The sequence below is a fragment of the Streptomyces roseifaciens genome, assembly GCF_001445655.1.
GTDB classification, from domain to species: domain Bacteria; phylum Actinomycetota; class Actinomycetes; order Streptomycetales; family Streptomycetaceae; genus Streptomyces; species Streptomyces aureoversilis.
In genome coordinates, this window is sequence record NZ_LNBE01000003.1 from 919,005 (window position 1) to 931,564 (window position 12,560).

Below are 12,560 nucleotides of genomic sequence, written 5' to 3' on the forward strand. Positions count from 1 at the left end.
GGCGGGCGTGCGAAGGGTGGGCGTATGAGGGCCGGGCGCTTCGCGCTCGGCGCGGTCGTCGCCGGGCTGCCGCTGCTCCTCGCCCTGCTCGGCCCGTGGTGCGCGGGGGAGGCGGGCCCGCGCGGCACGTCGTTCACGCTCGGCGAAGGGCACTGGCTCGGCACGGACTTCGCCGGCCGGGACGTGTGGCGCCAGGTCCTCCTCGGCGGCCGCTCGGCGGTCCTGGTGACCCTCGCCGCCACCGCCCTGGCCTACGCCGTGGCCGTGCCCCTCGGCCTGGCCGCGGCGCTCACCCGGCGGGCGTGGCTGGAGGACGTGCTGCTGCGCCCCCTGGACGTCCTGCTGGCCGTCCCCTCCCTCCTCCTCGTCCTGCTGGTGGCCTCGGTCCGCCCGCCGGGCCCCGCCGGGCTCGCGCTGCTGGCGGCCCTCGTCAACATCCCCGATGCGGCGCGGATCGTCCGGGCGCGGGCCGCCGAGGTGGCGTCCCGGCCCTCGGTGGAGGCCCTGCGCATGCAGGGCGAGTCGTGGTGGCGGATCGCGGTCGGGTACGTGGGGCGCTCGATGGCCGGGACCCTCGCCGCCGACGCGGGCGTCCGGCTGACCGGCGTGCTCTACCTCGTGGCCACCGCGGCCTTCCTCGGCGTGGGCGCCGGGCCGGACGCCCCCGACTGGGCCGTGATGGTGGACCGCAACCGCACCGGGCTGTTCGTCCAGCCGTGGGCCGTCGTCGTGCCCGCCGTGCTGGTCGTGGCCCTGTCCGTCGGCACGAACCTGCTGTTCGACGCGGTGCGCAGGGCACCCGCGCGCAAGGAAGGAAGGCACCTGTGAACGGTCCGGAAGGCCTGGAGGGTCCGGAGGATGCCGTGGCCGAGGTGCGCGGGCTGCGCGTGGTGATGCCCGGTGGGCGGGCGATCGTCGACGGCGTGAGCCTGACGGCCCGGCCCGGGCGCGTCACCGCCCTCGTCGGCGCGTCCGGCAGCGGGAAGACGACGACGGGCCTCGCGCTGCTGGGCGAGTACCCCCCGGGCGCGCGCGTCACGGGCGAGGTGCGCGTGGCGCAGGGGCTCGCCGGGTACGTGCCGCAGCACCCCGCGTCCGTCCTCAACCCCGCCCGGCGGGTGAGCGCCCTCCTGTACGACATCGCCCGCCGCCAGGTCCGCGAACTGCCCCGCGGGGCACGGCGCGAGGCGGCACGCGAGCGGGTCCGGGACGCCCTGCGGGACGCGCAGCTGCCCGGCCCGGACGAGGTGCTCGCCCGCTACCCGCACCAGCTGTCGGGCGGGCAGCAGCAGCGCGTCGTCCTCGCCCAGGCGCTGCTGCTCGGTGCACGCGTCGTGGTGGCCGACGAGCCGACGACCGGCCAGGACCCCCGTACGAAGGAACGCGTGGTCACACAGCTTGCGGCGGTGGCCCGCCGGGGCATCGCCGTGGTCCTCCTCAGCCACGACCTGGACGTCGTCCGCGCCCTGGCGGACGAGGTCCAGGTGATGCGCGACGGAAAGGTGGTGGACCAGGGCACGCCCGAGGAGATCTGGGCGGGGGCGCCGGGGGACGCGTGGACGCGGGAGCTGCTGCAGGAAGGCGAGTCAGGGGCGGAAGGCTTCGGGACCGGTGACGACGACGGCGCCGGGGCGCCGGACCGGCCCCCCGTCCTCCAAGCCCGCTCCTTGACCGCCCGCCACCCCGGCGCTCCCGGTGCTCCCGGCGTCCTCCGCGATGTCTCCTTCTCGGTGCACCCCGGCGAGTGCGTCGCGGTCGTCGGGCCGTCCGGCAGCGGCAAGACCACGCTCGGCCGCTGCCTCGCCGGACTGCACCCCGCCCACGAGGGCGTCGTCACCCTCGACGGGGCTCCGCTGCCGCGCAGCCTGAGGCGGCGCGGCAGGGCCGAGCTGGCAGCCGTGCAGTACGTCTTCCAGGACGCGCGGGCCGCCTTCGACGAGCACCGGGCCGTGCTCGGCCAGGTCGCCCGTACGGCGGTGCGGCTGCGCGGCCTCGGCCGGGCCGCGGCCGAGGAGGAGGCCCGGGCGCTGCTCGCGCGCATGGGGCTCGGCCCGGACCACGCGGGGCGGCGCCCCGGCGAGCTCTCCGGCGGCGAGCTCCAGCGGGCTGCCCTGGCCCGGGCCCTGCTGGCCCGGCCCCGGGTCCTGATCTGCGACGAGGTCACGTCCGGGCTGGACGCGGTCACCCGGCGGGGGATCCTCGGCCTGCTGACGGAGCTGGTGCGCGAGCCGGGCGGGCCGGGGCTGGTGCTCATCACCCACGACACCGCGACGGCCGCCGTCGCGGGGCGGACCGTCGTGGTGGAGGCGGGGCGTGTGCGCGAGCGGGCCGCCCGGTCCCCGGGCTCTTGACAGCCGGTACGGGTCAGGGGGCGAGGCAGTGCAGGGCCGGGGCCTCGGCCGGGACCCCGGGGGCGGCCGGGTCGACGAGGCTCGTGAGGTTCGTGAGGTCGCCGACAGCGCAGGTGAGCGCGGCCGCGGGGTCGGGCACGGCTGTGGCAGTGGTCGTGCTCACCCCGAGAAGGCAGGCGGCTCCGAGGACGACGGCGGCGATGCGGCGCATGAAGGGCCTTTCCATGTGCGGGAGTTGACGGTGGCGACACCCTGCCCCGCGGTGCGCCGGGTCATGTGCCGTGTCACCCGTCCGTGAGCGGCTGAATCGATCCCCCGCCGCCGTGTTCGGGTGCCCGTCGGCAGGGCGGCGGCGGGGCACCGGGCCCGGACGGACCGGGCAAATAGAATCGCGCACATGCACGACCCCTACGTCCGCGTCCGCGGTGCCCGTGAGCACAACCTCAAAGCCGTCGACGTGGACGTCCCGCGCGACGCCCTCGTCGTCTTCGCGGGCGTCTCCGGATCCGGGAAGTCCTCCCTGGCCTTCGGCACCGTCTACGCCGAGGCCCAGCGCCGCTACTTCGAGTCCGTCGCCCCGTACGCCCGCAGGCTGATCCACCAGGTCGGCGCGCCCAGGGTCGAGGAGATCACCGGGCTGCCGCCCGCCGTCGCCCTGGAGCAGCGCCGCTCCGCCCCCACCTCGCGCTCGTCCGTCGGCACCGTCACCACGTTGTCGAACTCCCTGCGCATGCTGTTCTCCCGCGCCGGCGACCACCCCGAAGGCGCCGGGCGCCTCGACTCCGACGCCTTCTCGCCCAACACCGCCGCGGGCGCCTGCCCGGAGTGCCACGGCCTCGGGCGGGTGCACCGGGTGACCGAGGAGTCGCTCGTCCCCGACCCCTCCCTGTCGATCCGGGAGGGTGCGATCGCCGCCTGGCCGGGCGCGTGGCAGGGCAAGAACCTCCGGGACATCCTCGACGCGCTCGGGTACGACGTCGACGGGCCCTGGCGCGAGCTCCCGCAGAAGGACCGGGACTGGATCCTGTTCACCGACGAGCAGCCGGTCGTCACCGTCCACCCCGTCCGGGACGCCGAGCGCATCCAGCGCCCCTACCAGGGCACCTACATGAGCGCCCGCCGCTACGTCCTGCACACCGCCGCGGACTCCAAGAGCGCCGCGCTGCGCGCCCGGGCCGAGCGGCACCTGGTCAGCGCCGCCTGCCCGGTCTGCAACGGCAGGCGGCTGCGCCCGGAGGCGCTGGCCGTCACCTTCGCGGGGCAGGACATCGCCGCGCTCGCCGCGCTGCCGCTGTCCGACCTCGCCGCGACGCTCAGCCCCGCCCGCGCGGGCGACGGCGTCGCCGCGACCCTCGCGCAGGACCTCGTCGCCCGCATCGAGGTCCTCACCGAACTCGGCCTCGGCTACCTCGCCATGGACCGGCCCACCCCCACCCTGTCCGCCGGCGAGCTGCAGCGGTTGCGGCTCGCCACCCAGTTGCGCTCGGGCCTCTTCGGCGTGGTGTACGTGCTCGACGAGCCCTCCGCGGGCCTGCACCCCGCCGACAGCGCCGCCCTGCTGACCGTCCTCGACCGGCTCAAGGCCGCGGGCAACTCGCTGTTCGTGGTCGAGCACCACATGGACGTGGTGCGCCGCGCCGACTGGATCGTCGAGGTCGGCCCGGGAGCGGGGGAGCACGGCGGGGAGATCCTCTACAGCGGCCCGGTGGCGGGCCTCGCCGGCGTGGCGGAGTCCGCGACCCGCCGCTTCGTCTTCTCCGAGGAGGCCCCCGCGCCCCGCACGCCCCGCGAGCCCTCCGGCGCGCTGCGCCTGCGCGGCGTCACCCGGCACAACCTGAGCGGGCTCGACGCCGAGTTCCCGCTCGGCGTCTTCACCGCCGTGACGGGCGTCTCCGGCTCCGGCAAGTCCACGCTGGTCGGGCAGGTGCTCGCCGACACCGTCGCCGCTCGGCTGGAAGGCCGGCCACTCGAAGGCCACGGCAGCGGCTTCACGGCCGAGGGCCTGGGGGCCGTCGACCGCCTCGTGCGCGTCGACCAGAAGCCCATCGGGCGCACCCCGCGCTCCAACCTCGCCACGTACACGGGCCTCTTCGACGCCGTGCGCAAGGTCTTCGCCGCGACGGACGGTGCCCGCGAACGCGGCTACACCGCGGGCCGGTTCTCCTTCAACGTCCCCGCAGGCCGCTGCGAGACCTGCCAGGGCGAGGGCTTCGTCGCCGTCGAACTCCTCTTCCTGCCCGGCTCGTACGCCCCGTGCACCGCGTGCGGGGGAGCGCGCTACAACCCCGAGACGCTGGAGATCACCTACCGGGGCGCGAACATCGCCGAGGTCCTCGGCATGACCGTCGACGCCGCCGCGGACTTCCTCGCCGACGTGCCCGCCGCCCGGCGCGGCCTGCGCACGCTCCAGGACGTCGGCCTGGGCTACCTGCGCCTCGGACAGCCCGCCACCGAGCTCTCCGGCGGCGAGGCCCAGCGCATCAAGCTCGCCACCGAACTCCAGCGCACCCACCGCGGCCACACCCTCTACGTCCTGGACGAGCCGACCACCGGCCTGCACCCCGCCGACACCGAACTCCTCATGCGCCAGCTGCACGGCCTCGTCGACGCCGGCAACACGGTCGTCGTGGTGGAACACGACATGACGGTCGCCGCGGGCGCGGACCACGTCGTCGACCTCGGGCCCGGCGGCGGCGCCGCGGGCGGCCGCGTGGTGGCGGCCGGGACACCACGGGAAGTGGCCGGGGCCGCCGGAAGCGTGACGGCGCGCTACCTGGCGGAGGCCTTGGCAGGAACCGCAGGCTGATCCCCGCGCCGCGCGGAGGCTCCGGCCGGGGGAGGCCCGAGTCCGGCCCCACACCGCGTGAAGGCGCCCGCAGGCGACGGCGGTCGGCCGCGCCCGGTCCCCGCGTCCCGGGGACGCGCCGCCCGGCGGACCTCCGCCGATCTCCGCGGCGTCCCGAACGGAGGCCCGGGGCCGGGGAGTATGCGCCGAGGCGCTCTGGGCGCCCCGCCTGCCATCCTGCGGGCGGCGGTGGACGGCCGCGCTCGGTCCCCGTGTCCGGGGGACGCGCCGGTCGGCGGGCGGCCGCTGATCCCCGCGGCGTCCTGAACGGGGGCCCGGGGCCGGGGAGTATGCGCCGAGGCGCTCTGGGCGCACCGCCCGCCCTCTCGGGCCGACACCGCATCTTGCGGGCGGCGGTGGACGGCCGTGCCCGGTCCCCGTGTCCGGAGGACGCGCCGCCCGGCGGGCGGCCGCCGACCCCGCAAGCGCCTCGGACGGAGGCCCGGGGCCGGGGAGCATGCGCCGAGGCACTCTGACGCACCGCCCCCCTCTCGGGCCGACACCGCATCTTGCGGGCGGCGGTGGACGGCCGCGCTCGGTCCCCGTGTCCGGAGGACGCGCCGGCCGGTGGACCTCCGCCGATCTCCGCGGCGCCCCGAACGGAGGCCCGGGCCGGGGAGTATGCGCCGCGGCGCTCTGGGCGCACCGTCCCCTTCCCGGGCCGGCACAGCATCTCTGCGGGCGGCGGCGGTGTGCCCGGTCCCCGTGTCCGGAGGACGTGCCGTCCGGCGGACCGCCGCCGAATCCCGCAGCGCCCCGAACGGAGGCCCGGGGCCGGGGAGTACGGGCCGACGCGCTCTGGACGCACCGCCCCCCTTCCCGGCTACGCTCGGAGCATGACCCACGCCCTGGTCATCGGCGGCGGCATCGCCGGGCCCGTCACCGCAATGGCGCTGCGGCGCGCCGGCATCGAAGCGACCGTCCACGAAGCCCATCCGACCGGCGCGGACCACCTCGGGGCGTTCCTCGTCCTCTTCGCCAACGGCCTCGCGGCGCTGCGCGCCGTCGGCGCCGACGGGCCCGTGCTCGACTGCTCCTTCCCCGCCGACACCGTCGAGTTCCTCGGCCCCACGGGGGACCGGCTCGGCGCCCGGCCCCTGACCGGCGCCGGGGACGACGGCCTGAGCCCCCGCACCCTGCAGCGCGCCGCGCTCTACCGGGCGCTGCGCGACGAAGCCGTCCGCCGGGGCGTGCGCGTCGTGTACGGCAAGCGCCTCGTGGACGCCGCCACCGGCCCCGACGGCGTCGTCGCGTACTTCGCGGACGGCACCCGCGCCGAAGGCGACGTCCTCATCGGCGCCGACGGCATCCACTCCCGCACCCGCACCCTCCTCGACCCCGCGGCGCCCCCGCCCCGCCACACCGGCCAGCTCACGATCTGCGGGCGCACGCAGGACGCCGGGCACGCCGTCCCCGGCCGCACCTACCGGATGATCTACGGGCAGCGCGCCTTCTTCGGCTGCACCAGCGCACCGGACGGCACCACGTACTGGTTCGCCAACATCCCCGCGCCCGAGCAGGCGCGCCCGGCGCTGGCAGCGATCACCCCTGCCGGGTGGCGGCAGCGCGTCCTGGACGCCTTCGCCGGCGACCGCACCCCCGTGGCCGGCCTCGTCGCCGCCACCGGTGACGCCGTCGTCGGCGTGAACGCCTACGACATCCCCACCCTCCCCGTCTGGCACGGCGACCGCGCCGTCCTCGTCGGCGACGCCGTCCACGCCACCGCGCCCAACGCCGCCCAGGGGGCCTCGATGGCCATCGAGGACAGCGTCACCCTCGCCCGCTGCCTGCGCGACCTGCCCGGCCCGCGGCAGGCCTTCGCCGCGTACGAACGGCTGCGGCGCGCACGGGTGGAGCGCGTGGTGGCCCTCAGCGCCGCCATGGCGAGCCGCATCGCCACCCCGCCCGAGCAGCCGCGGACGCCCGCGAACTCCGACGGCGCCGACGACTGGCTGACGTCCTACCGCGTCGACTGGGACGCGCCCGTCAGCTGACGCTGCTGACCGCCGCCCGCCGGACGACGACCCGGAGCGCGCCGTACCGGCTGATCGCCGCTGCGGCGGGAGGGCGCCCTGTCCGCAGCCTGCTGCTGTTCGCCGGGCAGCGGCTGGGGGAGGCTCGCGTGTCCGCTGTCTCCCGCCTCCCGGCGGATGACGGCTGCGGTGGCACCGGCACCGCCGGAGCGCGCCGTCGTGGTTGATCGCCACTGCGGCGAAAGAAGGCCGCTGGCCCGCCACTCCGGGACCGCCCGGCCGGGGCGCGTCGGCTGCGCCGGCCCTCCCGGCGTCGGCGGCCGCGTCGGCAGCCGCGCCCGCCGGCTCGCGGCGTCCGCCCGCTCGGAGCGCGGCCACACTCCCGGTGGTGCGCGTCCGCCGACGGGTCGGGTCACCTCGCCCTGGCCGACCTCGGCCATCCCGGCGCCGGGGGCGCGCCCGACAGCCCGGCCGGCCTCGGCGGCGCCCCGCTTGCCGCCTTCCCCCGCTGCGGCAGACTGGTGCCATGCCGGAGCTGCCGGAGGTCGAGGCTCTTGCCGGGTTTCTCGCCGGGCGTCTTGCCGGGCGTACGGTCGAGCGCGTGCTGCCCGTGGCCGTGAGCGTGCTCAAGACCTATGATCCGCCGCTCACCGCCCTGGAGGGGCGGGAGGTCAGCGGCGTGCGGCGGTACGGCAAGTTCCTCGACGTCGCCACCGGCGACGGCCCGCACCTCGTGCTGCACCTGGCCCGCGCCGGCTGGCTGCGCTGGCAGGAGAGCCTGCCCGAGGCGCCGCCCCGCCCCGGCAAGGGCCCGCTGGCGCTGCGCGTACGGCTGACGGGCGGCGGCGGCTTCGACGTCACCGAGGCGGGCACCCAGAAGCGGCTCGCGGCCTACTGCGTGCGGGACGTCTCCGAGGTGCCCGGCGTCGCCCGGCTCGGCCCCGATCCCCTCGCCCCGGGCTTCACCCTCGACGCCTTCGCCGGCCTGCTGCGCGACGAGCGGCGGCAGCTCAAGGGCGTCCTGCGCGACCAGGGCGTCATCGCGGGGATCGGCAACGCCTACTCGGACGAGATCCTGCACGCGGCCCGCATGTCCCCGTTCAAGCTCGCGGCGAGCCTGACGGAGGACGAGACCGCCGCCCTGTACGGGGCCTTGCGCACGGTGCTGCACGAGGCAGTCGAGCGGGCGCGCGGCCACGCCGCGGACGAGCTGAAGGCGGAGAAGAAGAGCGGCCTGCGGGTGCACGGCCGCACCGGGCAGCCGTGTCCCGTGTGCGGCGACACCGTCCGCGAGGTGTCCTTCAGCGACTCCTCGCTGCAGTACTGCCCCACCTGCCAGACGGGCGGCAAGCCGCTGGCCGACCGCAGGCTGTCCCGCCTGCTGAAATGAGCCGGGCGCTCAGTCCCGCGGAATCCCCCTGGCGTCCGCGTGGGCGAGCTCGGAGTGCTTGTAGGAGTAGGCGAAGTACACCACCAGCCCCACCGCGAACCACATCGCGAACCGCAGCCACGTCTGCCACGCCAGGTAGGTGATCAGCCAGATCGACGCCGCGACCCCGATCCCGGGCACCACGGGCACCCAGGGGCAGCGGAACGAGCGCGGCAGCTCCGGCTGCTTGTAGCGGAGCACGATCACGGCCGCGCACACGACCGCGAAGGCCAGCAGGATGCCGATGTTCGTCAGCTCCGCGGCCTCGCCGATGGGCATCAGGCCCGCGATGGCCGCCGACACCACGCCCACGATCCAGGTCACGCGCGTCGGCACGTGCCGGGTCGGGTGCGTCTTGGAGAACCACTTCGGCAGCAGCCCGTCGCGGCTCATCGCGAACCACACCCGGGTCACGCCGAGCATGAAGGTGAACATGACGGTGAGGATGCCGATGATCGCGCCGACCGCGATGACGTCCGCGAGGCCTTCGAGCCCGACCGACTTGAAGGCGGTGGAGAAGCCGCTGGCCTTGTCGATGTCCTCGTAGTGCTGCATGCCGGTGAGGACCAGGCAGGCCAGCACGTACAGCACCATCGAGATCGCCAGCGAGTACAGGATCGCCTTCGGCATGTGCCGCTGGGCGTCCTTGGACTCCTCGGCCGCCGTGGACATCGCGTCGTAGCCGAAGACGGCGAAGAAGACCGTGGCCGCGCCGGTGAAGGCCCCGCTGACCCCGAACGGGAAGAAGGGCGTGTAGTTGCTGCTCTTGACGTGGAAGAAGCCCACGACGACCACCAGCAGCACGACCAGGATCTTCAGGCCGACGACCACGGTCTCGAACCGGGCCGCGTTCTTGATGCCCATGGTCAGCAGCCAGGCGATCAGCAGGCACAGCACCGCGGCGAACAGGTCCACCCGGTGCCCCTCGCCCGTCCCGGGCGCGCCCAGCATCCAGGCGGGCAGCTCGGCGTTCATCTCCCCGAGCAGGAAGTTGATGTACCCGGAGATGCCGATGGCGACCACCGCGACGATCGCCGTGTACTCCAGCAGCAGGTCCCAGCCGATGAACCAGCCGCCGATCTCGCCGAGCACCGCGTAGCCGTAGGTGTAGGCGGAGCCGGCCCGCGGGATCAGGCCCGCGAACTCGGCGTACGAGAAGGCCGCGGCCGCGCTCGCCACGCCCGCGATGAGGAAGGAGACGAGCACGGCCGGCCCGGCGACGCCGTTGGCGATGGTGCCCGCGAGGCTGAAGATGCCCGCGCCGATGATGCCGCCGACGCCGATCGCCGTGAGCTGCCACAGGCCCAGGGTCCTGGTCAGGTGCTCGCCGTGCGCCTCGGTCTCCTCCGCCTCCTCGATCGTCTCGATCGGTTTGCGGCGCAGCACGCCATGTCCCGTCCGGAGCCCGGCCATGTCATGTCCTCTCGTCGGCGCTGACGGCGGATCATCGCCGACATCATGGCCCGGCGAGGGCGGCGACGGAAGGCGCCGCCCCGCGCCGGCGGGCAGGGTTCAGCCGATGGCGGGCGCCGCCGCCCGGGCTCCGGTGCCCCAGCCCGAGGGGGACGCGCCGACCGTGAAGTCCAGCTTCCCGCCCCCGGTGATCTGGCGCGACGTCAGGTACGTGCGCCCGTACCCCTCGCCGTCGAGGCGCACCGACTGCACGTAGCGCTCCCGGTCGGAGGTCCCCGGGGCGGTCACGGTGAACCGCTCCCCGTCGAGGTTGAGGTCCACCCGGTCGAACACCGGGGTGCTCAGCCCCCACACGTCCGCGCCCGGCTGGACGGGGAAGACGCCGATGGCGGAGAGCACCATCCACGCCGACATCGTGCCCAGGTCGTCGTTGCCGGTCATCCCGGTCGGCGCATCGGTGAAGAGGGTGAGCGCGGCGTGGACCACGTCCGTCGTCTTCCAGGGCTGCCCGGTCGACAGGTACGTGTACGGGGCGATGAGGTCGGGCTCGTTCTGCGGGTTGTACTTGTCGGCGTTGTAGTAGTCGTACGGGCCGTGGACCCACACCTCGCGGGCGGTGCGCGCCGGGTCCTTCAGCAGCCGGTCGTAGGCGAAGAAGGAGTCGAGCCGGGAGTTCGCCGCCGCCCTGCCGCCGATCAGGTCGATCATCCCCGGCAGGTCCTGCGGCACCAGCCACTGGTACTGCCACGCGGTGCCCTCGTGGAAGCAGACGCTCTTCGCCGGGTCGGCGGGGCCCATGAACGCGCCGTCGGCGCCCCGGGCCCGGAAGAAGCCCGTGGCGGGGTCGTGGACGTTGCGGTAGTTCCGGGAGCGGGCCGCGTAGCGGTCGGCGTCCGCGTGGTGGCCGAGGGAGCGGGCCATCTTCGCGAGCATCCCGTCGGCCAGCGCGTACTCCAGGGTCGCCGAGCCGCCCTGGTGGACGTCGGAGTCGCCCGGCTTCTCCTTGGGCCTGCCGGGCACGCAGGGTACGTAACCGTCGCGGATGTAGCGGTCGTTGCCGTCGCGGCCCACGTACGGGGAGTCCTTGGGCGGCACCCCGTCGGCGTTCCTCTTCAGCACCCGGTAGGCCTCCTCCTCGTGGCCCTTGAGCAGCCCGTGCTGGTAGGCGTTGGTGAGGAAGGGGGTGACCGGGTCGCCGGTCATGATGTTCGTCTCGACCGTGCCGTAGCCCCACTTGGGCAGCCAGCCGCCGTCCTCCTCGACCTGCAGCACCGACAGCGCCATGTCCCGCGACTCGTCCGGCGCCAGCAGCGCGAGCAGCTGCGCCTGGGTGCGGTAGGTGTCCCACAGCGACCAGTTCTGGTAGTAGGTGAAGCCGCGGGCGCGGTGGATCCTCCCGTCCCAGCCGGTGTAGCGGCCGTCGGCGTCGCTGCCGACGGTGGGGGCGAGGAAGGTGCGGTACAGCGAGGAGTAGAAGGTGCGGCGCAGCGCCGCCGCGCCGCCCTGCACGCGGACGTCGTCCAGGCGCCGCTCCCACGCCTCGCGCGCGGCCCGGGCCGTGCGGTCGAAGTCGTCGTCCTCCGCGCGCAGGTTGCCGGCGGCGCCGGCGGCGTCGACGTAGCTGATGGCGGTGGTGGCCTCCACCGTGCGGTCGCGGGTGGTGTCGAAGCGCACCCAGGCGCCGTTGCGGCCGGCGGAGGTGGAGCTGCGGGTGCCCTCGGAGACCTTGTCGCCGTTCCAGGTGCCGAAGGTGGTGAAGGGCCGGTCGAAGCGGGTGATCGTGTACACCGTGTACGGGCGCGTGTCCTGGCAGAAGCCGCGGCCGGTGACGGCGGAGCGGACGGTGCGGGAGTCGAGGACCTCGACGGTGGTGGAGACCGTGCGGTGCAGCGACTGCCCGGTGTTGAGCAGCACGTTGGCCTTGCCGGTGGCCGGGAAGGTGTAGCGCTGGTGGCCGGTGCGGCGGCCCGCGGTCAGCTCGGCGGTGATGCCGCCGTAGGAGGACAGCCCGACCCGGTAGTAGCCCGGGCGGGCGCTCTCGTCGCGGTGGCTGAAGGCGGCGGCGTAGCGGGCGTTGTCGGTGCGCGTGACGTCGCCCGTGGTGGGCAGCACGGGCAGGTCCCCGCCGAGGCGGCAGCCCACCCCGGACAGGTGCACGGTGCTGAAGCCGCGGATGTGGTCGTGCTTGTAGTCGTAGCCCGTGCTGTGGCCGGTGTCGGGGGAGAGCTGCACCATGCCGAACGGCACGGCGGCTCCGGGGAAGGTGTTGCCCTCGTTCTGGGTGCCGATGAAGGGGTTGACCAGGCCGGTCAGGCCGTCGGCCGCGGCGGCCGGCCGCGGGGCCGCGAGCGAGCCCCCGCCCAGTACCGCCGCGAGAGCGAGTGCGGCCGCGCAGGTGCGCGAGCGCAGGTGTCCGGTCCATCTCATCGTCCACGCCCCTCGGGTGACGCCACGTAGGATGCCGACATCGTTGTCAGCGCCGAGGGTATCGAGTGCATGACGTGCTGTCATGATGCCCCGCGCGCCAGATGTGGCGACCCCCACCGCCG

Annotated in this window: 8 protein-coding genes; 5 read left to right on the plus strand and 3 right to left on the minus strand. The window is 75.2% G+C overall.

Going from position 1 to position 12,560, the window contains the following annotated elements; genetic code table 11:
- Positions 1–24: 24 nt before the first annotated feature.
- Both AS857_RS09850 and AS857_RS09855 read left to right on the plus strand, forming a co-directional pair.
- The gene (locus tag AS857_RS09850) at positions 25–828 is read left to right on the plus strand and encodes an ABC transporter permease subunit (RefSeq protein WP_058042739.1); all 804 of its coding nucleotides are present in this window, start codon (positions 25–27) and stop codon (positions 826–828) included.
- A gap of 65 nt (positions 829–893) precedes the next feature.
- Positions 894–2,351, plus strand: coding sequence for an ABC transporter ATP-binding protein (locus tag AS857_RS09855; RefSeq protein ID WP_058044036.1), 1,458 nt, complete (start codon positions 894–896; stop codon positions 2,349–2,351).
- A 13-nt stretch (positions 2,352–2,364) separates the two neighbouring features.
- Here AS857_RS09855 and AS857_RS09860 read toward each other — a convergent pair whose 3' ends face one another.
- Positions 2,365–2,577: a hypothetical protein gene (locus tag AS857_RS09860; protein ID WP_144440764.1), complete on the minus strand. Its 213-nt coding sequence runs from the start codon at positions 2,575–2,577 to the stop codon at positions 2,365–2,367.
- A gap of 171 nt (positions 2,578–2,748) precedes the next feature.
- Here AS857_RS09860 and AS857_RS09865 point away from each other — a divergent pair, with 171 nt between their 5' ends.
- From AS857_RS09865 to AS857_RS09875, 3 genes are all read left to right on the plus strand, one after another.
- Positions 2,749–5,157, plus strand: a complete 2,409-nt coding sequence (locus AS857_RS09865; RefSeq protein ID WP_079110208.1) for an excinuclease ABC subunit UvrA — start codon at positions 2,749–2,751, stop codon at positions 5,155–5,157.
- 875 nt (positions 5,158–6,032) lie between these two features.
- Positions 6,033–7,190: an FAD-dependent monooxygenase gene (locus AS857_RS09870; RefSeq protein WP_058042741.1), complete on the plus strand. Its 1,158-nt coding sequence runs from the start codon at positions 6,033–6,035 to the stop codon at positions 7,188–7,190.
- A gap of 505 nt (positions 7,191–7,695) precedes the next feature.
- Positions 7,696–8,559, plus strand: a complete 864-nt coding sequence (locus tag AS857_RS09875; protein ID WP_058042742.1) for an Fpg/Nei family DNA glycosylase — start codon at positions 7,696–7,698, stop codon at positions 8,557–8,559.
- Positions 8,560–8,568: 9 nt separating this feature from the next.
- Here AS857_RS09875 and AS857_RS09880 read toward each other — a convergent pair whose 3' ends face one another.
- Together AS857_RS09880 and AS857_RS09885 are read right to left on the minus strand one after the other, a co-directional pair.
- The gene (locus AS857_RS09880) at positions 8,569–10,011 is read right to left on the minus strand and encodes an amino acid permease (RefSeq protein WP_058042743.1); all 1,443 of its coding nucleotides are present in this window, start codon (positions 10,009–10,011) and stop codon (positions 8,569–8,571) included.
- 99 nt (positions 10,012–10,110) lie between these two features.
- The gene (locus AS857_RS09885) at positions 10,111–12,438 is read right to left on the minus strand and encodes a GH92 family glycosyl hydrolase (protein ID WP_079110209.1); all 2,328 of its coding nucleotides are present in this window, start codon (positions 12,436–12,438) and stop codon (positions 10,111–10,113) included.
- Positions 12,439–12,560 lie beyond the last annotated feature (122 nt).

What these genes read in the sequence shown, in the direction of transcription:
- AS857_RS09850 (WP_058042739.1), top strand. Translation starts at nt 25, where the DNA reads ATGAGGGCCGGGCGCTTCGCGCTCGGCGCGGTCGTCGCCGGGCTGCCG.
- AS857_RS09855 (WP_058044036.1), top strand. Translation starts at nt 894, where the DNA reads ATGCCCGGTGGGCGGGCGATCGTCGACGGCGTGAGCCTGACGGCCCGG.
- AS857_RS09860 (WP_144440764.1), bottom strand. Translation starts at nt 2,577, where the DNA reads ATGGAAAGGCCCTTCATGCGCCGCATCGCCGCCGTCGTCCTCGGAGCC.
- AS857_RS09865 (WP_079110208.1), top strand. Translation starts at nt 2,749, where the DNA reads ATGCACGACCCCTACGTCCGCGTCCGCGGTGCCCGTGAGCACAACCTC.
- AS857_RS09870 (WP_058042741.1), top strand. Translation starts at nt 6,033, where the DNA reads ATGACCCACGCCCTGGTCATCGGCGGCGGCATCGCCGGGCCCGTCACC.
- AS857_RS09875 (WP_058042742.1), top strand. Translation starts at nt 7,696, where the DNA reads ATGCCGGAGCTGCCGGAGGTCGAGGCTCTTGCCGGGTTTCTCGCCGGG.
- AS857_RS09880 (WP_058042743.1), bottom strand. Translation starts at nt 10,011, where the DNA reads ATGGCCGGGCTCCGGACGGGACATGGCGTGCTGCGCCGCAAACCGATC.
- AS857_RS09885 (WP_079110209.1), bottom strand. Translation starts at nt 12,438, where the DNA reads ATGAGATGGACCGGACACCTGCGCTCGCGCACCTGCGCGGCCGCACTC.